The following is a 22,281-nucleotide window of genomic DNA, read 5'->3' on the forward strand; positions in this document are numbered from 1 at the left end:
ACGGGAAAGCGGTTCCCCCACCGGGTGAAACCGGCACTTCCCTCGCCGAAGATGATGATGGATGATCGTTCATGGAGATAAAGACCAAGCGGCGACTGTCCACGACGGAGACCGCAAACCTGATCTTCCAGGCTCTGGGAAAGTGGCCCGTCTCCCTGCGGGAGCTTGACGCGGGCTCGTTCGCGGCACTGTGGCGCGCGCGGCTCGAAGACGGCAGCGAGCTGGTCCTCAAGCTCGGCCCTCCCGCCGACGTCGAGCTGCTCACCTACGAGCGGGACATCATCCGGACGGAGGCCCTCTTCTACGAGCTCGCCGCCGCCACCGGGGTGCCGATCCCCCGGCTGTGGCAGGCGAACCTCGACGGGCCGCTGCCGTACCTGATCATGAGTGCGATCGACGGCGTGGCCTGGTCGGAGCTGGCGGAACCACTGGCCGAGGCGGACACGAGAAGTCTCCGTTTCGAGCTCGGCCGGCACCTGGCCACGCTGCACCGGATCAGGGGAACTGCTTTCGGCTACCCGCAACTGGCCGAGATGACGGCGCCGACCTGGCGGGAGGCGTTTCTCTCCATGGTCGACGGTGTCCTCGCCGACGCGGTCCGGTTCCGGGCGGTCCTGCCGTGGCCGGTGGACGAGATCGCGAGCGTCGTACGGGCTCGCGCGCACCTACTGGACGATGTCGTCACCCCCTCGCTGGTCCACTTCGACCTTTGGCCGGGAAACGTGCTGCTGGAGCCGGACGGCAGGCCACCGCGCATCGCGGCGCTGATCGACCACGAACGGGCGTTCTGGGGAGATCCGGTGGCCGACCTCGTCTCGGTCGACGTGTTCGGCACGGCCGAACAGGACGCGGACCTGCTGGACGGCTACCGCGAGGCCGGCGGCCACCTGGACCTCACCCCCGACACCCGCGCCCGCCTCGCCCTCTACCGCGCCTACCTGTATCTGATCATGCTCGTCGAGGAGGGGCCGAGGGGAATCGACCACCCCGAGCGGCACGAGCACACAGCAAAGGCACTGGTCAGGCAGTTGGTCCACTGACGACAGGCGCACGGGCGAATGCCATAACTCGGATGCCCAAGGAGAGGAGTTCTGCGCACGGTACGACGCCCTCACCGATTTTCTCTCAGTACCGGCTTCGCGAACCTCCTGGCCGATGACAGAACGTCCCGGTTGCCGCATCGTCCGGCACTTCCTCCCTCAGGATCAGGTGTTGCGACCACCTTTTAGCACCCAAGCCGTCAGAGTGGGGCCATTTCAGACCGTCATCACCAAACCCCGTTGGGCTGCGCTAGCACCAAGGAGATCAGGGGCATACCTGCTGGAACTTCTCGCCGGGTATGTAGAGGTTCCATTCCTCTCGGCGGAGGGACCGAGGAGAGATGGCGCAGGCTGCTGCGTAGAGGTTTGTGGGCAGAGCAACGTTCCACAGCAGTATCGTCTTGTCCTCGCTGGCGCTGGCCAAAGTCTTGCCATCGGGGCTGAACATGACTGAGGTGACCTCATTGGTATGGCCGGTGAGCGGGGCTCCGAGGAGGCGGCGCGTGGCTGTGTCCCACAGCAGCACCGTATTGTCAACCTTGTCAACGCTGGCGCTGGCCAGGGTCTTGCCGTCCGGGCTGAACGCCACCGAAGAGATCGCGCCGATGTTGACGCTCCTGGGCTTGCCCTCCGGGCTGAACACCACCGAGAAGATCGCGCCGGTGTTGCCGCTCAGAGGCGCACCGATCTGAAGGCGCGTGCCCACGTCCCACAACCGCACCGTCCTGTCGCCGCCGCCGCTGGCCAGGGTCTTGCCGTCCGGGCTGAACGCCACCGAGAAGATCGCACCGGTGTTGCCGCTCAGAGGCGCACCGATCTGAAGGCGCGTGCCCACGTCCCACAGCCGCACCATGTCGCCACTGGCACTGGCCAAGGTCTTGCCGTCGGGACTGAAGGCCACCGAGGTGACGCTCCGGTCGTGGCCGGTGAGGGGCGCGCCGATCTGAAGGCGCGTGCCCACGTCCCACAGCCGCACCATGTCGCCACTGGCACTGGCCAAGGTCTTGCCGTCGGGACTGAAGGCCACCGAGGTGACGCTCCGGTCGTGGCCGGTGAGGGGCGCGCCGATCTGAAGGCGCGTGCCCACATCCCACAGCCGCACCATGTCGCCACTGGCACTGGCCAAGGTCTTGCCGTCGGGACTGAAGGCCACCGAGATCACGTTCTCAGTGTGGCCGGTGAGGGGGGTTCCGATCAGGCGGCGCGTGCCCACATCCCACAGCCGCACCATGTCGCCACTGGCACTGGCCAAGGTCTTGCCGTCCGGGCTGAACGCCACCGAGGTGGCGGAGCTGGTGTGGCCGGTGAGGGGGGTTCCGATCGGGCGGTGCGTGACTATGCCCCACAGTCGAACCGCCCTGTCTTCACTGGCGCTGGCCAGGGTCTTGCCGTCCGGGCTGAACGCCACCGAGTAGACCTCGCCGATATGGCCGGTGAGGGGGGTTCCGATCGGACGGCGCGTGACCACGTCCCACAGCCGGACCGTCCTGTCGGTGCTGGCGCTGGCCAGGGTCTTGCCGTCCGGGCTGAACGCCACCCAGAAGACCTCGCCGATATGGCCGGTGAGGGGGGTTCCGATCGGACGGCGCGTGACCACGTCCCACAGCCGGACCGTCCTGTCGGTGCTGGCGCTGGCCAGGATCTTGCCGTCCGGGCTGAAGGCCACCGAGGTGGCGAAGCTGGTGTGGCCGGTGAGGGGGGTTCCGATCGGGCGGCGCGTGACCACGTCCCACAGCCGGACCGTCCTGTCTTCACTGGCGCTGGCCAGGGTCTTGCCGTCCGGGCTGAAGGCCACCGAGAAGACGGACTCGGTGTGGCCGGTGAGGGGGGTTCCGATCGGGCGGCGCGTGACCGCGTCCCACAGCCGGACCGTCCTGTCGGTGCTGGCGCTGGCCAGGGTCTTGCCGTCGAGGCTGAAGGCCACTGAGATCACGTCCTCGGTGTGGCCGATGAGCGGGGTTCCGATCGGCCGGCGCGTGGCCATGTCCCACAACCGCACGGTGTCGTCCCAGCTGCCGCTGGCCAGGGTCTTGCCGTCGGGGCTGAAGGCCACCGAGGTAACGTCCTCGGTGTGGCCGGCGAGCGGGGTTCCGATCGGCCGGTGGGTGGCCGTATCCCATAGCCGCACGGTGGCGTCGCTGCTGGCGCTGGCCAGGGTCTTGCCGTCGGGGCTGAAGGCCACCGAGTAGACCTCACCGATATGGCCGTGGAGGACTCCACGGCCGGGCCTGCCAATTGCGGTGAGCAGGCCGACGCGGGTTTCGGGTGTGGGGGCGATGCGCCAGGCCGCTGCCGCCAGGAGTGTGGAAGTGACAGGATCTGCCGTGCCGAGGATTTCGCTCTGTGCCGCCAGCTGGCGGGATAGCGCCAGGGTGCGCTGGTGGTCAGCGTCGTTGGCGGCGTTGATCGCGGCGGCAGCGGCGATGATAGCGATGATGAGACAGCCGACCAGGGCGGCGAGCGCGGATTGGCGCAGGCGGGCGGTGCGCCGTGCGGCGTGAGTGCCGGCTTTGAGGAACTCGTGGGCGACCGTATCAAGGGGACGATACCGAATGGGGTCGGCGTCCCACTGTTGCTTGACCTCCTGGGCAGCGGTCAGCCGGGTGCCTTGGTAGAGGAACGCTAGATCGCGGCCGTGTCGTAGCCACTGGGCTGCGTCTTCGGTGAGCTGCTGGCGGAGGAGAAGACCGGCGCGGTCGGCGTCGATCCATTCACGCAGGCGGGGCCAGGCGCGGATCAGCGCCTCGTGGCTGATCTCGACGACGTCGGCGTCGACGGTGAGCAGCCGAGCGTTGACGAAACGCTCCAGCGCCTGCCGGGTCTGCTCCCGATCGGAAACATCGGGAGCAGAGGTCAGTAACTCGGTCAGGGGAACCCGGGTGCGGGTGTCGTTGGCGCCTTCGCCCAGGCGTATCAGGCGGGGCAGAAACTGGCGGGCGGCGCGCTGGCCAGGCAGGTCCAGGCCGGTCAGGGTGGCATCGGCGGTGTTGGCCAGGGCCCGGTTGATGCCGCCGGTGGCCAGGTAGCCGGTCACGGTGAGCGTGGCGCCCTCGCGGCGCTGCCAGGTGGACAGCAGGACGTGCGACAGCAGCGGCAGCACACCGCTGGGCTCGGACGCCTCCAGGTCGGCGCCGAGGTCTTCCAGCAGTAGGTCGACCAGGCCAGGCTGCAGGGTGAGCCCGGCCAGGCGGGCGGGTCCTTCGATGGCCTGGCGTAACTGCGCGACGCTCATCGGAGTGACCACCACCGGATGTTCCAGGGCGGTGGCCAGTTCGCTGTAGCCGACGCACCGGCCGAAGAAGTCAGCGCGGATGCCGATGACGACCACCGCGACCGTACAGGCCGCATGCAGCGCGGCCAGGAAGGCCTGGCGCTCCGCCTCGTGCGGGCACAGGGTGAACAGCTCTTCGAACTGGTCCACGATGATGACCCGCTGCCCCGGCCCGGTGAGCACATCCCGCAGACGACCGGGGTCGCTCATCAGCTGCTGCCGCAGGTCGGCCGGAGGGGAGCCGTCCAGGGGCGCGAGCCGGTCGGCCAGGGTCGTGAGCGGGTCGCGGCCGGGGGTCATCACCAGCACGCCGACCCCGGCGGCACGCTCCAGGGCGGGCATCAGCCCAGCGCGCAGCAGCGAGGACTTGCCCGCCCCGGACGGCCCGACCACCATCAACGGTCGGGCGCCGGCCAGCTGCGCGGCGACCCGGTCGGCCAGGGTGCGGGTGAGCTCGGCGCGGCCGAAGAAGAACTCCGCATCATCCGGGCCGAAGGAGGCCAGCCCACGGTAGGGGCTGACCTCCCCCACCTGCCCGGCCGCACCCCCGTGGTGGGCCGGGTTGACGGCCAGCAGTTGCCGGTCGCCGAACCCGGTGGCCTGCCGGCGCGGCGCGGCAAAGCCCTGCTCGGTCAACGTGCGCGACAGCGACCGGTAGAGGCCGTCCACGCTCAGATACGGCCCGGCCGCCGGGTCGCCGCCGGCCAGCACCGTGATCAACGCTCCGGAGAAGGCGGTGTGCCGCTGAGCGTCCGGCGCCCACGCCGCCTCATCCCGCCCGGCCGCGGCCAGCACGTAGCTGCCGTGCTGGGTGGCGGCGAACACCTCATCCAGCCCAGAGCGCCCTGCGCTTCGGGCTCGCCCGGAAAAGCAGCAGTCCAGCACGATCAGCACCAGCGGAGCCCGGCAGGTGGACAGCACCTCGTTCACCGTCGAGTACGGCAGCGCCTGGTGGCCGGCGATGCCCTGGGTCAAATCCACACTCGCGCGGGTGGCCAGATGCAGTTCCCCGCGCGGGCTGATCAGACCGTGGCCCACGTAGTAGAAGACCAGCACATCCTCGGCTTGATCGGCGGCCCGCACCAGCGCCGCGCCGAACTCCTGCGGATCCCTTGGATCCACCACCGTGGTGAGATGGGCCGCATCCAGCCCGGCCCGCTCGATCAGGCAGCGGCCCACGTCGGCGACCGTCCGCGCGACCGCGGGCACCGCGCCCAGCCGTGACCCGGCCACATGAGCACCCGATCCGACCAGCAGCACCCGGGCGCTGGGCCGGGCCAGCATCAGCTCCGGCGGCCCATCCGCTCCCATCAGGAACCCTGGGCGCCATCGGTGTCGGCAGCGGCGGCGTCGGTGAGGACCTGGGTGAGCTGCTCGGTGAGGGCCTTGGCCGCCGCCACGTCCAGGTCCTTGACGCCCTTGGCGGTCACCTCCATGCTGGGCTGCCCCTCGCCACGGCTGAGCTTGACGCTCACCTCACCACGACGCGATCGCAACCACGCGACCAGCACGGTCGCCGTTGAGGCGAACGCCCCTCCGGCGCCCAGCGCCATCTGCAGCCCCTCGACGACCGGACCCAGCGCACCCGGCTCGGGGTCACCTTCGACGATCCGCACCCGCCCGCGCAACTCGGGCTCCTGCGACAGCCAGGCGTACAGATCCCGCACCGTGTCCGCAGAATTCTCGCCCTCGACACTCAGCCGAACGACCACGAGCACTCCCCTATTTTATTAATGGCCCCCCGCGCCGACTCCGCGCTGTATGCGACTGGTTTCACCCGCGTACAGCAGATATCCGGAATCTACTCTGATAGCCCGGAGCAGTACACGCTTCCGCTCTATCCGGCACACCGACCGGACACCGGCAGGCCCATAATTCGGCGCTGAGTTCTGACGCGTCCTTTCTGACCGGCGAAGCTGACGGCGAAGAGCCCCGACCGGTGGTTCGGAAAAGCAGGCGGGCGTTGCGCCGCCGTACGGCCCACATTCCTTTGCCGCTGCGGGTTTTACCGGTCAGGGAAGGCCGGTGCCCACGGTTGCGTGGGAAGGTGGGCACCGGCCTTCGGGGGCGGTCCGTCGTCCGGCACGGGGGCGCTCGGACGCGGACCGGTCTTGGTGGGCAGGGCGAAACCGACGGCCTTGCCGGGGGTGCCGGTGGCGCAGATCCGGGTCGGGTACGCCCGGCAGCGACCTTCGGACAGCGCGTGCACCAGCAGCAGGCCCCGACCGCGCTCCGCGAGCAGCTCGGGCTCATCACCGGAGGAACGCAGCCGATCGAGGACGGCGGGGATGGCGCCGAGGTCCCGATCCCCGTCGACCACCTCGCACCACGACGGCTCACCGTCCACGAAGACGACGCGCAGTTCGAAGGGCTGCCAGCCGTGCTCCTCGGCATTGGCCGCCAGCTCGGCCACCGCACTCTCGGCGTCACTGAGATCCTCGCCGTCGAAACCCACGTCCTGGAGCACCCGCCTGATGACGGCCCGAGCCCGATGGGCGGCGGAACCGGGTCGCAGCGCCTTCACCAGCACGTGGTAGCCGTGGAACCTGACTGGGGGGACCAAGCCATACCTCCCGGTGCGTTCAACCGTCGCCTTTGGTAACCGATCGGCTACCTACGGCCACAGATTGCAGGCGCCCGCAACCCCGCCCAACCTGACCTCGATATTGATCTCGAACAGAGGCCATGCCACATTGGCATTGTGATGAATCGATCACGTTACGTAGCGTCTCTCCCCTGATCCTCGGAAAGGGATCGCGGAATGGCCAACAAGCGCGTCTGTCCCGCCTGCCGCCTGACCCCGCTCAGCCGGTACAACCCGGACCCGCTCTGCGCGGCCTGCCTCAGGGCGGCGCGCGGGGAGAGATGGCGCGCGCCGTCGTGGCTCTGGGACTCGGCTCCGATGCGTGAGGCGCTGGCCAACCTGGATCTCGGTGCCTGCGTGGCGATCGTGCGCGGGGTGAGCGGTCTGAGCCAGCTGGAGATGGCGAACCTGGTCGGCTGGGGATCGCAGAGCACGGTCTCCAGGATCGAGGGCGGCTGCCGCCACTCCCTGTACGACATTCGCGAGCTGCTGCGGTTCGCCGACGCGATCGACATGCCGCGCACCGCGCTGATGCCTCTCATCACCGGAGATCCGGACAGTGGAGAGGCATCAGGGCGGGTGAACACCCCGACGCCTTCTGTCACGGGAGATCCGGACAGCGAACCTCACACCAAGGAGGTATCAGAGCAGATGGACATGAAACGCCGAGAGTTCTCCGGGCTCGTCCTGGGCGGCGCGCTCGGGCTGGGACTGGACAGCATCCACGTACCGAGCCAGGTGAGCATGGCGCAGGCACACTACCTGCGCGCCAGCGCGGACCGGCTCTACCGGGCCGACCAGAGTGTCGGAGGCACCGCCCTGCTCCCCCAGGCGGTCCGCCAGTTCCAGCGGGCCCGCCGGATGGTGGACGAGAGCGACTACACCATGGCCGTCGGGAGCGAGCTGCTGTCCGCCACCGGAAACCTCGCGATCTGCACCGGCTGGCTCGCCTTCGACGGCGGCGACCTGGCCCTGAGCAGGCAGCTGTACGGCGAGGCGCTCGCGCTGGCACACGCCGCGGAGGACACCGAACTCACCGCGCACGTGCTGCTGAGCATGGCCATGCTGGCCACCTACGTCGCCCGCACCACGGGACCCCGGGGGACGGCACGCGAAGGGCTGCGCCTGGCGAGCCGCGCGGGCAATGAGGCTCGCCACCTGCCCTCGCCCCGGCTGCACGCCCTGGTCGCGCTCCGCGAGGCCAACGCCTCGGCGGTGCTCGGCGACGAGGCGGCCTTCCGCAGTGCCCTCATCCGCGCCCGGCGGGAACTCGACCGCGGCCCGCACCAGGACGACCCGGAATGGATCCTGTTCGTCTCCGAGACGGAGATCGACCAGCACGAGGCAAGTGGCAGGCGGAACCTGGGCGACCCGATCCGCGCGGCGAAGCTGTACCACGAGGTGCTCGACAACGGCTCGCTGTCGCCGCGCAACCGCGCCTGCTCCCACGCGCAACTGGCGAGCGCGCTGCTCCAGCAGGGCGACCGGACCCAGGCGATCGACGAGGGCCTCGCCGTGCTGTCCACCCTGACCGGCGGCGTGACATCCGTCCGCCCCCTGAAGGAGCTTCGATCGCTGCGCGCCGAGGTCGGGTCGGCCTCGGCGGAGTTCCGCACCCGGTACGACACCCTCATCGCCTAGCGCGCTGCCCGGGAATCCCCACCGGCTTCCCGGGCGATCGTCTTCGTGGCCCCCGCTGTCGGACCCCGGTGAACGTGGGTGGTCACCACACCAGCTCAGGAGAGAACGGCATGCGGGATCTCGTCTTCCACCGATACGACGCGGCGCGAGCACGCACCGTACATGACCTGGTCACAGGCATCTACCTGGACGCGTACGGCAAGACGATCGCCACCGGCGATCCCTTCCAGACCGAGGAGGCGTTCCGCCGGCGTCTCGACGCCTACACCGCACGCGACTGTTTCGATCTGGTGATCGCCTACCACGAGGGGGAAGCCATCGGCCAGACCTTCGGCTGGGCACTGCCACCGCCGGACGGCGGCTGGTGGCGGCACCTGCTCACCCCGGTGGAGCCGGGCTGGGCCGAGGAGGACGGCCACCGCACCTTCGCCCTGTCCGAGATCATGGTCCGGCAGGCCTGGACGAGGCGTGGCGTGGCCCACGCCCTGCACGACGAACTACTGTCGACCCGCCCGGAGTCCCGGGCGACCCTGCTGGTACGCCCTTCCAACATCACGGCCTACCGCGCGTACGCACACTGGGGCTGGCGCAAGGCCGCCCAACTACGCAACGCCTTACCCCACGCCCCCCTCTTCGACGTCCTGACCCTGCCGCTTCCCCTCCACCCACCGGACGCGTCGCTCCAACAAAGATGATCGGACGGTGCGAGAAGCAGGTCCGGTGTCGCGGAGCCGATCACCTGAGCGTGTGGTGCAACCCGTCGGCCAGAGGGCCCAGTGACAAAGCGGGCAGGTACGTGAGACCCCCAACGATCAGTGCCACGCCGACGGTCATGAGTGCGAAGGCGGGCCCATGGCTGCGCAGCGTGCCGATGGTCGTGGTGCCGCGCTGCTGCCCTGCCAGGCTTCCCGCCAGAGCGATGACGAAGATGATCGGGAGATAGCGGCCGATCAGCATGGTGATCGCGAGGGCGGTGCTGAAGAAGGCCGTGTCGCCGTTCAAACCGCCGAACGCGCTTCCGTTGCCGTTGGCGGTGCTGGTGAATGCGTACACGACCTCAGACAAGCCATGCGCGCCGGTGTTGCCCATCGCCGCGCGTCCGTTCGATGAGCCGATGGCCAGGGCGGAGCCAACGAGGACCGCGACCGGAGTGGCGAGTTGGTAGAGCACCACCAACTTGATCTCCCTGGAGCCGATCCGCTTCCCGAGGTACTCAGGGGTACGCCCGATCATGAGCCCGCCCAGGAAGACCGCGACCAGCGAGATGATCAGCAGTCCGTACAGGCCGCTTCCGCAGCCGCCTGGGCTCACCTCACCGAGCATCATGATCGCCATCAAGACCCCGCCGCCGAGGCTGGTGAAACTGTCATAGCCAGAGTTGGACGCCCCGTCGGCGCTGGCGGTCGCCGCGACACCGAAGGTCGCACCTCCCATCACGCCGAACCGGGTCTCCTTGCCCTCGGTCGCCGCACCCACCGCGGTGGGGACGGTTCCGTGGTGGGCGTTCTCCGCCGCCGCGGCGCCGACAAGCGCGAGCAGGAACAGAGTTCCGGCCACGGCCAGCAGCGTCCAGCCTTGACGTCGATCATCGACCAGGCGGCCGAACATGCGGATGAACCCGGTGGGGATCAGCAGCATCAGCACGATCTCGATCACGTTGGTGACGGATGTCGGGTTCTCGAACGGATGAGCGCTGCTCACGCCGAAGAACCCTCCGCCGTCACCGGACATCAGCTTGATCGACTCCCATGAGGCGACCGGACCCCCCAGGATCGGCTGCCGACTGCCGGTGAGGGTGGTGACCGTTGTGCGAATGCCTTCGAGGTTCTGGATGACGCCGAGAGCCACGAACACGATGGCGAACAGCAAGGACAGCGGCAGCAGGATACGGGTGACGCTCCGGATGACGTCGACCCAGAAATTCCCGATCCGGTCCGTGCGGCGGCGGATCAACCCGCGGGTCAGCGCAAGGCCGGCGGCCATCCCCACGGCGGCGCTCGCGAACGCCTGCACCCCCAGACCCGCCGCCAGTGCGAAGTGGCCCAGTGCCGACTCGCCCGAATAGTTCTGCCAGCTCGTGTTGGTGGTGAAGCTGACCGCCGTGTTGAACGCCAGAGCAGGAGACAGACCGGCGTGGCCGACGGACAGCGGCAGTTCGGCCTGGAGCCGAAGGAGCACGTACAGCAGCAGGACACCGGTGCCCGAGAAGGCCAGCAACGCCGTCAGATAATGGATCCAGCGCTGATCGACCTGGGGGTCGATCCCGCAGAGCCGGTAGATCACCTTCTCGGCACGCCAGTGCCGAGAGTCGGTGTAGACGCGCGCCATGTAGTCGCCGAGCGGTATGTGGAGCGCGACCAGAACCATGAGGATGAACGCGGCCTGCAGCCAGCCGCTCATCGCACCATCCCCAGGTCCCGGTCAGGTGCGTGGACAGCCGCTCTGCGCGCCCCGGGCGCGATACGAACACTCAGCGACATCAAATACCCCTCGCAAAGTTGATCTGTCCAACGAGGGAGAAGTAGTCGGCGTTGTCGCGACCTGTGACATGCACCCGTGGACATTGCCCCACATCAACAGGCCGGGCCTGCGGTAACCCTACATCCGCAGGCGTTTACGAAGAGCTACTTTGCACTTGGTCTCGCCGACCTGAGCGGAGGGCTTACTCGGCGGCCGTGTCGAAATTCTGCTCCACAGGATTCGCTCGTACTCCTCTCGTGCGGTTCCCGGCCACCTGCACCCACCGGCCCGCACCGGTCATGCCGGGACGGGGAGAACAGCCTCGACCACGGTGCCGCCGTACTCGCCGTCACGGATCGAGCAGGTGCCGCCCACCTCGGCAGCCCGTTCGCGCATCGTCGACAGGCCGGAGCCCGAGCCCCGAGCCGGCGCGCCGACGCCCACCCCGTCGTCGGTGACCCGCACCCGCAGGTCGCCCGCCCGCTCCAGCGCCACGGTGATGACCTCCGCACCGGAATGACGTCGGGCATTGGTCAGCGCCTCCTGCACGATCCGGTACGCCGCGACCTCCACCGCGGGTGGCAGCCCCGCCAGGCTCCCCCCGACGGTGACCGGCACCTCCACCGCCAGCCGCCGGATCGACTGCTCCAGCCCGACCGCGTCCAGCGTGCGGGGCCGGAGGCCCTGCACCAGCTCCCGCATCTCCCCGTTCACGGCGTCCATCCCCACCCGGAGATCGGACAGCAGCTGATAGGCCAGATCGGGGGAGTGTCTCAGGGATCGCCGCGCCGCCTCCAGCCCGATCGTTATCCCGGTCAACCGGCCCCCCAGCCCGTCGTGCAGGTCCCGGTGCAGCCGCCGCCGCTCCTCCTCCCGCGCCCCGGCCGCCCGTTCCCATGAGCGCCGCAGGTCATGAGCCATCTGTACGGCATGCGCGACGTCGGCGACGATCGGCACCAGGACGGCCAGCATCCGCCGCTCGTACGCCCGGGGGAAGCGCCGCGCCCCGGGCGGGCCGAGGAGCAGCGTCCCGGCGGGTTCACCGTGCCACACCAGGGGGACCTTGCGAGGGTCGTCCCCGAGCTCGCCGACGACGTGGCTCTCCTCGGTCTCGACCGCCGCCCCGGTCACCGCCAGGCCGTCGGCCACCGCCCGCACCGCCGCCTCCAGCGCCTGGGCGGGACCGGCGTGCTGGATCTGCCGCCGCAGGGCTTCGGCGTGCACCCGGGGGTCGCCGCTCCTGCCGTACAGGAGCCGGTCGAGCAGGCGCTGCAGGCGCCGCTGGACGGGCAGGAACGACAGACCCGCGAAGATCGCCGCGACCACGCCGAAGAGCTCGCCGTAGTCGGCCAGGAAGAGCCCGGTGAGCGCGCCGACGGCCAGGTACGCCGCGGCGACGAAGACCACCAGGGCGCCGCCGACCAGGGCCCGGCTGACAAGCGTGTCGATCGAGTAGAGCCGGTAGCGGAGTACGGCGATGGCCACCGCGATCGGCACGGCCGCCTCGCCGATGGTGTCCAGCCAGAGGTAGTCCCAGCCGAGGATCTCGTTGAAGGCGAGGTTGTCGAACGCCACGACGGGCGCCAGCCAGGCGATCTGCCGCCGCACGTCCGGGTCGGCGCGCCAGAACCGGATGAGCAGCACGAGCAGGCTCACCCAGAGCAGCGGCCCGCAGATCGCGGCGGACACCTGGTACAGGCTCGCGAGCGGCCCGGCGGACTCGTGCAGCCGCGGGATGGCGATCACCAGCAGGAGCAGCTGCCACGAGATCAGCGCCAGGTAGACCCAGCGCCATCGGGGCCGCAGCAGGCCGGCGTCCGGATGCGCGAGCGGCAGCATGAGCGCCGTGCAGGTGGTGACGGCGCTACGGAAACAGAGGAGCCAGTAGAGCGGCGGCGGGAGCGGCACCGCCCCCTGCCCGTACACCTCGTACAGGGAGATGGCGAGCGTCACCCAGCCGTTGGCCGCCCCGACCAGCAGGAGCAGCCAGCCGACGATCAGCCCGGGACGGCGCAGCACGATCAGCATGCCCAGCGGGGTGCTGAGCAGTGCCTGGACGCGGGCGGTGTCGCCGATACCGGGCGGCCGGGGGTTGATCGCGAGCTCGATGACCACGTGCGCGGCCAGCGCCGCGAGGCCGAGCGTGCCCAGGGACAGGGCCGCGACCCGCACCGCGTAGCCCGCTTTCCGCCCCATGGATCCCCCCAGTAGGGGATTCTGGGGCCTGTGCCGACCTGTCAGCAAACTCTGACGACCAGGTCAGGCCCCGAGTGGCGATCTTCGGCCGGCGGCAGTGACGAAACGCCTGGTAATCCGTGCCGCCCGGGTTCCTGCGCGACCACTTCCGGCACATGGGGGAGATCGCCGTCCGCCAGGACTCCGGATTGGATCGTCTCCCCCGGCATCGCACGATTCCGAGCGGCTATTCCTGGTCCCAGGTGACCTCGAGCCGGTGCACGCCATAGATGTTCATGTTGTGGCGCAACGGAACGTCCTCGGCCGGGACGGCCAGGCGGAGGGTCGGGAACCGGCCGAACAGCGCGGGCAGCGCGACCCGCATCTCGACTCGGGCCAGCTGCTGGCCGAGGCACTGGTGGATGCCGTGGCCGAAGGCCAGATGCCCGGTGGCCTGCCTGCTCAGGTCGAGGGTGTCCGGGTCGGGGAACTTCTCCGGGTCGCGGTTGGCGGTCTGGACCGCGAGGGTGACCGTCTCGCCCGCCCTGATCAGGTGTCCGTCCAGCTCGACGTCCTCCAACGCCGCCCGGACGTTGGTGTGCGTGATGGTCAGGTAGCGCAGCAGTTCCTCCACCGCCCGGTCGACGCCGCTCGGGTCGGCGCGCAGTGCGGCGAGCTGGTCCGGGTGGTTCAGCAGGGCGAAGGTGCCGAGCGCGATCATGTTGGCGGTGGTGTCGAGCCCGGCACCGAGCAGGAACGCGCCGAGGCCGGCGACCTCCTCGTCGCTCAGGTCGCTCGCGGTCAGCTCGCTGAGCACGTCGTCGGTGGGGTTCGCGCGTTTGGCCTGCACCAGTCCACGCACGTACTCCTGCAGCGCGTTCCAGGCCGCGTACATCTCCTCCTGGGAGATGTACGAGGAGGTCAGCGCCTTCGCGTGACGGTTGAAGGTCGCGCGGTCCTCGTACGGCACGCCGAGCAGTTCGCAGATCATCATCGCCGGGACGGGGTGGGCGAACGCCTCGACCAGATCCACGGACGGGCCGTGGTCCTCCATGGCGTCCAAGTGCTCGGCGGTGATCTGCTCGACGCGTTCGGTGAGCACCCGCATCCGGCGAACGGTGAACCTGCCGGTGAGCAGCCTGCGGTAGCGGGTGTGCTCGGGCGCGTCGATCCCGGTGAGATCGCCGACCGGCGCGGGCGGAAACTCGGTGACGCCCGGAATCGGCAGCGGGAAGTGCATGAGCTCGTACCGGGAGCTGAACCGGGTGTCGGCCAGGACCGCGCGAGTCAAGGCATGGCCGGTGACCAGCCGGCCGACGTGCCCGTCGGGATAGGTCATCCTGGTGATCGGGTTCGCCTCACGGATCCGGCCCAGTTCCTGTGGCGGATCGAACGGACACCCCTCGGGGCGGGTGATGGGCAGCGAGTCGACCGGCGAAATCCGTTGGTGCTGCATCGTTTCCCCTTGGCTCAAGTGCGGCTTAGCGGGTGGACTCGCGGTTGAACAGCTTCTTCGACCAGAGGTAGCCGCCGAGCGCGATGACGACGCACCAGCCGACCGCGATGACGGCGTTGTTCCCGATCGGCGTGCCCATCAGCAGGCCGCGCAGGGTCTCGATGAGCGGCGTGAACGGCTGGTACTCGGCGAACCAGCGCAGCACGGTGGGCATCGAGTCGGTCGGGACGAACCCGCTGCCCAGGAACGGCAGCAGCAGCAGCGGCATACCGACGTTGCTGGAGGACTCGACGGTCTTGCTGGCCAGGCCGAACGCGACCGACAGCCAGATGAAGGCGAAGGCCATCATCACCAGGACACCGATGAGGGCGAGCCAGTCGCCGGGCCCCGCCGACGGCCGGAAGCCGATGAGCAGCGCGACGCCGACGACCGCCGCGATGCTGAGCATCGTCTGGATGAGGCTGCCGATGACGTGCCCGGTCAGGACGGACACCCGGGCGATGGCCATGGTGCGAAACCGGTCGACGATGCCCTCGGTCATGTCCATGGCGATCGAGATGGTGGTGCCCTGGACCGCGGCGGTGATCGTCATCAGGATGATCGCGGGGGTGACGTAGTTGACGTACTCCGCACGTCCGCCGGAGACGCCGCCGAGCCCGGCGCCGAGCGTGCCGCCGAAGACGTAGACGAACAGCAGCAGGAAGACGATCGGCATGCCGATGAGCTGCAGTGTCATGGACGGGTAGCGCACCATGCGCTTGAGGTTGCGGCGAAGCATCGTCGCCGAGTCGGTCAGGGCGTGCGACACGGTGCTCATCGTGCGGTCACCTTCTCCTTGTTGCCGGTGAGAGCGAGGAAGACATCGTCGAGGTCGGGGGTGTGCACGCTCAGCGAGTCCACCTCGACCGCGTTCTGGTCAAGCCGGTCGAGCAGCGCCTTCAGCGACCTGAGGCTGCCGTCGTGCGGTACGCGCAGGGCGAGCGTGTCGCTGTCGCGAGACGCCTGGTCCACGACGCGCGCGGCGGATTCGAGGTCGCGCTCGTCGGCGAACCGCAGCAGGACGTGGCCGCCGGGAATGCGCCGCTTGAGCTCGTCCGCGGTGCCCTCGGCGACGATCTTCCCGTGGTCGAGCACCGCGATCCGGTCGGCGAGCTCGTCGGCCTCCTCCAGGTACTGGGTGGTGAGGAAGATGGTGACGCCACCCGCCACGAGCTCCCGCACGATCTGCCACATGGCGCGGCGGCTGCGCGGGTCCAGCCCGGTGGTCGGCTCGTCGAGGAAGATCACCTGCGGTGAGCCGACCAGCGTCATCGCGAGGTCGAGCCGCCGCCGCATCCCGCCGGAGTAGGTCGCCGCCGTCTTGTTGGCCGCATCGGCGAGGTCGAACTGTTCGAGCAGCCGGGCGGTCCTGCGCCTGCCCGCCTTGCGGCCCAGGTGGTGCAGATCCGCCATCAGGGTCAGGTTCTCCTGACCGGTCAGCAGGTTGTCGACCGCCGAGAACTGGCCGGTGACGCCGATCGCGGCACGCACCGCGTCCGGCTCGGCGAACAGGTCGTGACCCGCGATCCGCGCGCTGCCCCCGTCGGCGCGGATCAGGGTGGACAAGATCTTGACTGTGGTGGTCTTGCCGGCGCCGTTGGCGCCGAGCAACGAGAAAACGGTGCCACGCGGGACGTTCAGGTCGACGCCGTCGAGCACGACGTGCTCGCCGTAGGACCGGCGCAGTCCGGTCGCCGTGATCGCGGATTGGGATGGCATGGTCATTGTGAACCCCTTTCGAGATCTGGTCAGGAACGGCGGACGGTGATGTCGCCGAACGACGTGTGCGCGCGGACTTCGACGGTCTGCTCGGACTTCTCCGGTGCTTGGCCGAGGCCGTCCAGCGAGTTCTCCACCCGCCCGTACGAGGTGTTCAGGTCGAGCCATGCGGCGGTGCCGGCGGCGACACCGATTTCGAGGTGGCCGGTCGAGGTGTGCAGCGTGACGGTGTCGCGTGTGACCTGGCCGATGCGAATGGTTCCGTTGGAGGTCTTGGCGTCCACCATGGCGTCGGCCCGGTCGACGGAGATGTCGCCGTTGGCCGAGCGCACCCGCAGTTCGCCGGTGACGGTGCCGATGTCGGTGTTGCCGTTGGAGTTCTTGATGACGGCGGTGCCGCCGATCTCGCCGATGTGCACGCGCCCGGTGCTGGTGGAGACATCGGCGTTACCCGCGACCGCTTCGACGGTGATGTCACCACCGGTGGTGTCCAGTCGAAGCGGCCCGGTCCCATCGAGGCGGAAATGCCCGACCGACGCCTTGAGCCGGCACTCCCCCAGCGTGCCGACGCCGCGCAGGTCGGCCACCGACAGGTCCGCGTGCACGTGCGAGCCGGTGGGAAGTTCGATCAGCACGTCGACCGACCTGGTCTTCTTGGAGAAGTCGAGCATGCGGGCCTTCGGCCCACGGACCGTCAACGTGCCGTTGGCGTACTCGACACGCGTCTTCTGCGCGGCGTCCACATCGGACTCGTCGAACTCGTCGCTCGGCCGCACCTCGACGACGGTGTCGGTCCGGTCGCTCGCGATGATCTGCACGTCACCGACGGAGAGCTCGATCGTGGCGGAAATCGGTTCAGGCGTGGCGAAAACCGGCATGGCTATCCCCTCAGAATGAGTCGGAAGAACATCCCCGCTGGTCGGAGATGTACGAAGAAAGTGGTTCCGGGTGTCGGCGTGGGCTAGCGGGCCCAGCCGGTGTAACGCTGCGCGTTGCGCTTGCCGCGCCGGTCGGAGCCGTGGTCGCTCTCCGGGGCACGCAGCGCGGTCGAGGCGGCCCGCACCAGCCAGGCGTTGAGCGAGCGACCTTCCTTGCCCGCCGCCTCCTCGATCGCGGCCTTGAGCTGTTCCGGGAGGCGGACGTTGATCCGTGCCACTGGGCCGTCCTCGAAACTCGCCGCGGCGTCATCGGCCGACACCGCGCCCGGATCCGGGGTGTCGGCGAGTGGCTGCTCGGCCTGCCGAACCGTCACGACGAAGTCCGGGTCGCGTCCACGCAGGTGCACCTGGACCGAACCGGGGGCCAGGTCTCGGGTGATCTCGTCGGCGGCCGCCGACAACGCCTCGAGCAGGGTGAGCCGGATCGCCGACTCCATCGACACGGTCAACCGTTCGATCAGCGCGCTGGCGTCGCCATCACCGGTCTCGACGGCGGTCAGCAGTTCGCGACCGAGGGAGGCCACATACGGGGTCAGGTTCATGGCATCACTATGGCACACCATGGTGCCATCAGCAAGCCATATTGGCTCAGATTGGCACCACTCTGGCTCAGACTGGATGTTCAACCGATCACGACACGACAGACCGACCCCGGAACTCGCACGTCAACTGCTGGAAAGCGGGGCTCCGCGAGAAGTCAGGTGTGAGTGAAGCACTTGCCGCTTGGCGACGCGGGCGTGACGGATAAACCTGGTGCGGCCGTGCCCTGCCGTCCAGCACGATGAGGTGATGAACGATCTGTCTGAACGGAGTGTGGACCGGTCGGCGTCCGCCCCCTGGCTCGACCGGATCCTGCGCGAGGGTGCCACCCCCGGGTTGCTGAGCGCCCTGGTCGAACGGCTCTCGCCGACCGACCTGCAGACGCTGCTACTGGAGGTCTACCGCCGCCGCGCCGCCGCCGTGACACCGGGTGGCCTGCTGCGGGCCTACGAGCGCAACCGTTTCACCGCGCCGTCGGCGCTGGACGCGGGCGAGCTGGCGCGCCTGGACGCGCTCGTGCACGGACGGCTGGCCCGGCATGGTTTCACCGGGCTGGCGCTGTCACCACTCTGCCCGCTGGGTACCAACTCGGCGGTGGCGACCGTGGACCAGCGCAAGGTGGTCACCACCGTCCGCAACACCGAGGTCGTCGCGGACGCCACCAACGTCCTGGCCCTGGAATGCGCGGTACGCCGCCGGGAGTCGCTGCGGGCCGCCCCTCGGTCACGCCAACGGGTTCGGCTCGCCGCCGTCCATCGGGTGGTGCGCGCCCAGGCCTTCGCCGGGCCTGGCATGTCCGCGCACTTCGCGCTGCTGGCGCTGTGCACCGCCGGTCGCGCCGAGGGGTCGTTCACCTTCGAGACGGCGGCGCTGGCCGAGCAGATCGGCGTCCACCTCGACGTCCTGCGCGGTGCCCGCGAACTCGGCTACCAGATCTCCGCCGTACGGGTGCTCCTCACCGACCTGACCGAGGGACGGCATCGCCAGGCCCTACACGAACACGTCCTGAACCGGCTCGCACCGGCGCATCCCGACACCACGTTCGCCTTCGACGACGACCGGGTGAGCGGCCGCGGCTACTACAGCGGCGCCTGCTTCGAGATCCGCGCCGCCACCCCCACCGGGGACGACCACAGCCTCGGCGACGGCGGATTCACCACCTGGACCGCCGACCTCCTCAGCGACGCCAAGGAACGCCTGCTCATCAGCGGCCTCGGCCTAGAACGCCTCTGCGGCCTGTTCCACCAGCACGCCGGATAGCCGCGATCGCCTTCCTGAGATCCCCGCATACGAGACACAGGCCGGTACGGCGCGGCTGAATCGCTCGCGGACGGCTTCCAGGACGAGATCGCGATGACAGCGATGTTCGTCGGCCTCGAAGCACATGACCGCTACCGCCTGCCGCCGGGCTGCTTCCGCGATTCGGTCCAGGCATTCACCCGCGTCAGCGTTGACGAGCCGTCCGGCGGTCAGGTCAGGGCCAGTAGCCGGTCGCACTCCTGTAGCAGGCGTTGGCGGAGTGGAGCGGAGCGTTCGGTGAAGGCGCGCTGGGCGGTCACGTACTCCGCGCGGCCTTCGGCGGTCTCCACCTGGATCGGCCGGTAACCCAGGGCGCCCAGATCGTACGGGCTGGCCCGCATGTCCACGGTCCTGATGTCGCGGGCGAGCGCGAAGCAGTCGGCGACCAGCTCGCTGCCGATCAGCGGCGACAGCTTGTAGGCCCACTTGTAGAGGTCCATGTTGGCGTGCAGGCAACCCGGCTGCTCCAGTTCCCGCTGGCGTTCGCGGGTCGGCTGGATCACGTTGAGCGGGCGGGCGGGGGCGGTGAAGAAACGGAACGCGTCGAAGTGGCCGCACCGCACTCCGCGCTGGTCGACGATCTCCTCGATCCGCTCGGGGGAGAGCCGGAGCGGGAAGGAGGAGTGCCGGATCTCCGCCTCCGGCGTCCGGTAGACCATCGCCCACTCGTGCATCCCGAAGCAGCCCAGATAGGGCGGACGGCTCGCGGTGGCGGCCAGCAGCTCCCTCGTCCAGCCGATCGCTGCCGCGCGCTGCGGCAGGACCAGCTCAAGGTCCAGTACGGCGCCTTCCGCGCGGTCGCGGTAGTTCGGCCCGAAGGAACTCGCCCCCGCCAGGATCACCTCGGCCCCCGGATGCCATCGCAGCAGGCGTCCGGGCCGGAAGCTGTAGTAGGTGAACAGGAAGTCCTCGACCGGGTGGGCGACCCGCTCCCGGCCGCGGCGCAGATGCGGCTCGACCCAGGCCCCGACCCGGTCCCGATGCGCCGAGGCCCGGCCCCGCCACTCCCGCTCGCTCAGCACTTCCACCCCAGCATGGTAGGAAGCGCCGGCCGGTAAGTGGTAAACGGAGACTCTTCCCTCCCCGCAGTCGTAGATCATGGTTTGGCGGGGTCTGCCGCTCTCGCCCCGGAACCGGCGCCTGACTCCCACAGGTCAGTCGTACCGGATGGACCGTCGCAGCCCGCACGGCCCGGAGCCGCCCGCCTCCTGACCTGATGCGGTCTCGAATCCGACCTGTCGCGGGCGAGAGCCGCTGTGGCCTCGCCCGCGACAGGCCGCCGCCGACGGCCCCGTTACGGGCGCGGGTCGGCCCTCGCCTCGCCGGTGTCCGTACCGACGTCGGGGAACGAGTGATGTTCGTGGGCGACGATCCAGCGGCCGTGCTCCTTGCGCAGGCCGAGCGTGAGCCTCAGGCGGTTCTCAGGCCGGTCGGCGAGATCCTCCCGCGTTCCGCAGCGCAGCAGGGCGTGCGCGTAGGCGATGTCGTCACCGGCGGTGACGTCCAGCGAGTCGATCTGGAACAGGGCTCCCTGTCTCTGCCAGTCGAAGAAGGGCGGCCACGACTCGCGGTAGGCGTCGATACCGCGTACACCCTCGTACGGTGGCGGCACGTCGAACATCACGATGTCCTCAGAGTGGTCCGCGAGGACGCCGCTCATGTCGCCCCTGTGGACCGCCTCGGCCCAGTTCTCGACCAGAATCCGGATCTGTTCCTCGTCAGCAGGCATTCTTCGGCCCGGTCCTTTCCGGTTGGTGATCCCGTCAGGACTACAACCCGCGCCGACCCGGAAAGTCATCGCGCGCCGCCGGATCGCCCTCAGCCAATCGGCCGAAACCGGTCAGCCGGGCAGCTCCGCCGGGAGGCCGAACACCGGAAACTCCGCGTCCAGGAAGGCGACCACCTCGGCGACCCTCGTACCGTTCAGGACGAGAAGATCCAGGCCCGCCGCGACGTGAACGCCCCTGTCCTCGTCCCACAGGTAGGTGCCGAACGCGAGCTGCCCGTTCGCCCGCGTCGGCAGGAAGCGCCACCGCCGGTTCGACATCGCCTCGGCCAGGAACGTCCGGATGCCGTCGTGGCCCTCGTACCAGGCCGTCAACGGTGGCATCGAGTACCTCGCGTCGTCTGTCAGCATCGCCACGACGGCCTCGATGTCCCCGGCCTCCCACGCGGCCGCGTACCGCCGGGCCACTTCCCGCCGCGTCGTCTCGCCCATCGCGTCCAGGGTTGCCCGCTGGGTGGTCGCCGGAAGCAGGCCGTCGAGGACCTTTCTGGCCCGTTGCAGCGCGCTGTTGACCGCCGCGACCGTGGTGTCCAGCAGGTCGGCGACCTCGCGGGCCGCGAACCCGAGAACGTCGCGCAGCAGCAGGACAGCTCGCTGCAGGGCCGACAGGTGCTGCAGCGAGGCGACGAACGCGAGCTCCACGCTCTCCAGAACCACCACTCGAGCCTCCGGGCTCAGCTCCGCCGTCCAGCTCAGCCGGTGGTCGGGGTAGGGTTCGAGCCACATCGCCTCGACCGACGGCGTGCCCTCCGGGCTCAGATCGGTGGGAAGCTCGCGGCGCCCCCTGCGCTCGATCAGGGTCAGGCACCTGTTGGTCGCGATCCGGTACAGCCACGGCCGGATCGACCCCCGGTCCTCGAACCGCTCCAGGCTGTTCCAAGCCCGGACCAGGGTCTCCTGTACGGCGTCCTCGGCGTCATGGACGGACCCCAGCATCAGGTAGCAGTGCGCGTGCAGCTGATCCCGCAGCGGTCCGACCAGACGTCCGAAGGCGTCGCCGTCACCGGCCTGGGCCGCGATCAGGAGTTCCGCCGCGGTGGACCTGTCCGTCCAGCCGTGATTCATCCGCGCTGATCCCCCGTTCTGGCCCACCGGAGCCAGGGTATGGCAGGAAAACCAAGGTGGAGTGGTGTGATCGCAGCCGACAATCCGCCCCTGAGAACCAGACCGGGAACTCACCGCCTTCACAGGGATCATGTGTCTCCCCGCCTTCTGGTTCAGCGTTATCTAGCGAGGAACCCCGGGCGTTCATGCCCGGGAGGAATCGCTTCCCGGTCCTGGGGTTGTGAACGTCTGGTCGTTAGTCCGGGCGTTTCTGGTTTTCGATGTACTC

18 protein-coding genes are annotated in these 22,281 nt (G+C 69.3%); 4 read left to right on the top strand and 14 right to left on the bottom strand.

Going from position 1 to position 22,281, the window contains the following annotated elements; translation table 11 throughout:
* Positions 1 to 71: 71 nt before the first annotated feature.
* Positions 72 to 1,040: a phosphotransferase gene (locus ABZU75_RS28825; protein ID WP_355560661.1), complete on the top strand. Its 969-nt coding sequence runs from the start codon at positions 72 to 74 to the stop codon at positions 1,038 to 1,040.
* Between the two features lie 265 nt (positions 1,041 to 1,305).
* Here ABZU75_RS28825 and ABZU75_RS28830 read toward each other — a convergent pair whose 3' ends face one another.
* The 3 genes from ABZU75_RS28830 to ABZU75_RS28840 all read right to left on the bottom strand — a co-directional run bounded on the left by ABZU75_RS28830 (position 1,306) and on the right by ABZU75_RS28840 (position 6,874).
* Positions 1,306 to 5,622 carry an AAA family ATPase gene (locus ABZU75_RS28830; RefSeq protein WP_355560664.1) on the bottom strand — a complete coding sequence of 1,439 codons (4,317 nt, stop codon included), beginning with the start codon at positions 5,620 to 5,622 and terminating at the stop codon, positions 1,306 to 1,308.
* Positions 5,622 to 6,029, bottom strand: a complete 408-nt coding sequence (locus ABZU75_RS28835; RefSeq protein WP_355560666.1) for a hypothetical protein — start codon at positions 6,027 to 6,029, stop codon at positions 5,622 to 5,624. Before ABZU75_RS28835 ends, ABZU75_RS28830 begins: the two co-directional genes overlap by 1 nt.
* 287 nt (positions 6,030 to 6,316) lie before the next feature.
* The gene (locus tag ABZU75_RS28840) at positions 6,317 to 6,874 is read right to left on the bottom strand and encodes an ATP-binding protein (protein WP_355560669.1); all 558 of its coding nucleotides are present in this window, start codon (positions 6,872 to 6,874) and stop codon (positions 6,317 to 6,319) included.
* Positions 6,875 to 7,072: 198 nt separating this feature from the next.
* On the opposite strand from ABZU75_RS28840, the gene ABZU75_RS28845 reads away from it, so the two are divergent.
* A complete protein-coding gene (locus ABZU75_RS28845) occupies positions 7,073 to 8,536 on the top strand; it encodes a helix-turn-helix transcriptional regulator (protein WP_355560672.1) in 1,464 nt (487 codons plus the stop codon).
* Between the two features lie 110 nt (positions 8,537 to 8,646).
* Positions 8,647 to 9,231: a GNAT family N-acetyltransferase gene (locus ABZU75_RS28850; RefSeq protein ID WP_355560675.1), complete on the top strand. Its 585-nt coding sequence runs from the start codon at positions 8,647 to 8,649 to the stop codon at positions 9,229 to 9,231.
* A gap of 40 nt (positions 9,232 to 9,271) precedes the next feature.
* Here ABZU75_RS28850 and kdpA read toward each other — a convergent pair whose 3' ends face one another.
* From kdpA to ABZU75_RS28885, 7 genes are all read right to left on the bottom strand, one after another.
* Positions 9,272 to 10,936 carry a potassium-transporting ATPase subunit KdpA gene (gene kdpA / locus ABZU75_RS28855; RefSeq protein WP_355560678.1) on the bottom strand — a complete coding sequence of 555 codons (1,665 nt, stop codon included), beginning with the start codon at positions 10,934 to 10,936 and terminating at the stop codon, positions 9,272 to 9,274.
* 357 nt (positions 10,937 to 11,293) lie between these two features.
* Positions 11,294 to 13,192, bottom strand: coding sequence for a sensor histidine kinase (locus ABZU75_RS28860; RefSeq protein WP_355560680.1), 1,899 nt, complete (start codon positions 13,190 to 13,192; stop codon positions 11,294 to 11,296).
* Positions 13,193 to 13,418: 226 nt separating this feature from the next.
* Positions 13,419 to 14,627: a cytochrome P450 gene (locus ABZU75_RS28865; RefSeq protein ID WP_355560683.1), complete on the bottom strand. Its 1,209-nt coding sequence runs from the start codon at positions 14,625 to 14,627 to the stop codon at positions 13,419 to 13,421.
* A gap of 25 nt (positions 14,628 to 14,652) precedes the next feature.
* Complete coding sequence (locus tag ABZU75_RS28870) at positions 14,653 to 15,444, bottom strand: ABC transporter permease (RefSeq protein WP_350912204.1); 792 nt, start codon at positions 15,442 to 15,444, stop codon at positions 14,653 to 14,655.
* Positions 15,441 to 16,391 carry an ATP-binding cassette domain-containing protein gene (locus ABZU75_RS28875; RefSeq protein ID WP_355560686.1) on the bottom strand — a complete coding sequence of 317 codons (951 nt, stop codon included), beginning with the start codon at positions 16,389 to 16,391 and terminating at the stop codon, positions 15,441 to 15,443. The genes ABZU75_RS28870 and ABZU75_RS28875 overlap by 4 nt, the downstream gene beginning before the upstream one ends.
* 23 nt (positions 16,392 to 16,414) lie before the next feature.
* Positions 16,415 to 17,263 (bottom strand): DUF4097 family beta strand repeat-containing protein, encoded by an 849-nt coding sequence (locus ABZU75_RS28880; RefSeq protein ID WP_355560689.1) that lies wholly within the window; start codon positions 17,261 to 17,263, stop codon positions 16,415 to 16,417.
* 83 nt (positions 17,264 to 17,346) lie between these two features.
* Positions 17,347 to 17,865: a toxin-antitoxin system HicB family antitoxin gene (locus tag ABZU75_RS28885; protein WP_355560692.1), complete on the bottom strand. Its 519-nt coding sequence runs from the start codon at positions 17,863 to 17,865 to the stop codon at positions 17,347 to 17,349.
* 247 nt (positions 17,866 to 18,112) lie between these two features.
* Here ABZU75_RS28885 and ABZU75_RS28890 point away from each other — a divergent pair, with 247 nt between their 5' ends.
* Complete coding sequence (locus tag ABZU75_RS28890) at positions 18,113 to 19,123, top strand: hypothetical protein (protein WP_355560695.1); 1,011 nt, start codon at positions 18,113 to 18,115, stop codon at positions 19,121 to 19,123.
* Here the strand turns inward: ABZU75_RS28890 and ABZU75_RS28895 are convergent.
* From ABZU75_RS28895 to ABZU75_RS28910, 4 genes are all read right to left on the bottom strand, one after another.
* Complete coding sequence (locus ABZU75_RS28895; protein ID WP_355560698.1) at positions 19,082 to 19,360, bottom strand: DUF488 family protein; 279 nt, start codon at positions 19,358 to 19,360, stop codon at positions 19,082 to 19,084. The two genes, ABZU75_RS28890 and ABZU75_RS28895, sit on opposite strands and share 42 nt — an antisense overlap.
* On the bottom strand, positions 19,333 to 20,190 hold the full coding sequence (locus tag ABZU75_RS28900) for a 3-methyladenine DNA glycosylase (RefSeq protein WP_355560701.1): 858 nt from the start codon (positions 20,188 to 20,190) through the stop codon (positions 19,333 to 19,335). Before ABZU75_RS28900 ends, ABZU75_RS28895 begins: the two co-directional genes overlap by 28 nt.
* Before the next feature lie 266 nt (positions 20,191 to 20,456).
* Entirely contained in the window at positions 20,457 to 20,891 is a 435-nt protein-coding gene (locus tag ABZU75_RS28905; protein ID WP_355560704.1) for an SgcJ/EcaC family oxidoreductase, read from the bottom strand.
* Between the two features lie 111 nt (positions 20,892 to 21,002).
* On the bottom strand, positions 21,003 to 22,013 hold the full coding sequence (locus ABZU75_RS28910) for a sigma-70 family RNA polymerase sigma factor (RefSeq protein ID WP_355560707.1): 1,011 nt from the start codon (positions 22,011 to 22,013) through the stop codon (positions 21,003 to 21,005).
* Positions 22,014 to 22,281: the final 268 nt, after the last annotated feature.

The sequence above is a fragment of the Streptosporangium sp. NPDC005286 genome (assembly GCF_040607515.1).
Lineage (GTDB): Bacteria > Actinomycetota > Actinomycetes > Streptosporangiales > Streptosporangiaceae > Streptosporangium.

What these genes read in the sequence shown, in the direction of transcription:
- ABZU75_RS28825 (WP_355560661.1), top strand. Translation starts at nt 72, where the DNA reads ATGGAGATAAAGACCAAGCGGCGACTGTCCACGACGGAGACCGCAAAC.
- ABZU75_RS28830 (WP_355560664.1), bottom strand. Translation starts at nt 5,622, where the DNA reads ATGGGAGCGGATGGGCCGCCGGAGCTGATGCTGGCCCGGCCCAGCGCC.
- ABZU75_RS28845 (WP_355560672.1), top strand. Translation starts at nt 7,073, where the DNA reads ATGGCCAACAAGCGCGTCTGTCCCGCCTGCCGCCTGACCCCGCTCAGC.
- ABZU75_RS28850 (WP_355560675.1), top strand. Translation starts at nt 8,647, where the DNA reads ATGCGGGATCTCGTCTTCCACCGATACGACGCGGCGCGAGCACGCACC.
- kdpA (WP_355560678.1), bottom strand. Translation starts at nt 10,936, where the DNA reads ATGAGCGGCTGGCTGCAGGCCGCGTTCATCCTCATGGTTCTGGTCGCG.
- ABZU75_RS28860 (WP_355560680.1), bottom strand. Translation starts at nt 13,192, where the DNA reads ATGGGGCGGAAAGCGGGCTACGCGGTGCGGGTCGCGGCCCTGTCCCTG.
- ABZU75_RS28865 (WP_355560683.1), bottom strand. Translation starts at nt 14,627, where the DNA reads ATGCAGCACCAACGGATTTCGCCGGTCGACTCGCTGCCCATCACCCGC.
- ABZU75_RS28870 (WP_350912204.1), bottom strand. Translation starts at nt 15,444, where the DNA reads ATGAGCACCGTGTCGCACGCCCTGACCGACTCGGCGACGATGCTTCGC.
- ABZU75_RS28875 (WP_355560686.1), bottom strand. Translation starts at nt 16,391, where the DNA reads ATGACCATGCCATCCCAATCCGCGATCACGGCGACCGGACTGCGCCGG.
- ABZU75_RS28880 (WP_355560689.1), bottom strand. Translation starts at nt 17,263, where the DNA reads ATGCCGGTTTTCGCCACGCCTGAACCGATTTCCGCCACGATCGAGCTC.
- ABZU75_RS28885 (WP_355560692.1), bottom strand. Translation starts at nt 17,865, where the DNA reads ATGAACCTGACCCCGTATGTGGCCTCCCTCGGTCGCGAACTGCTGACC.
- ABZU75_RS28890 (WP_355560695.1), top strand. Translation starts at nt 18,113, where the DNA reads ATGAACGATCTGTCTGAACGGAGTGTGGACCGGTCGGCGTCCGCCCCC.
- ABZU75_RS28905 (WP_355560704.1), bottom strand. Translation starts at nt 20,891, where the DNA reads ATGCCTGCTGACGAGGAACAGATCCGGATTCTGGTCGAGAACTGGGCC.
- ABZU75_RS28910 (WP_355560707.1), bottom strand. Translation starts at nt 22,013, where the DNA reads ATGAATCACGGCTGGACGGACAGGTCCACCGCGGCGGAACTCCTGATC.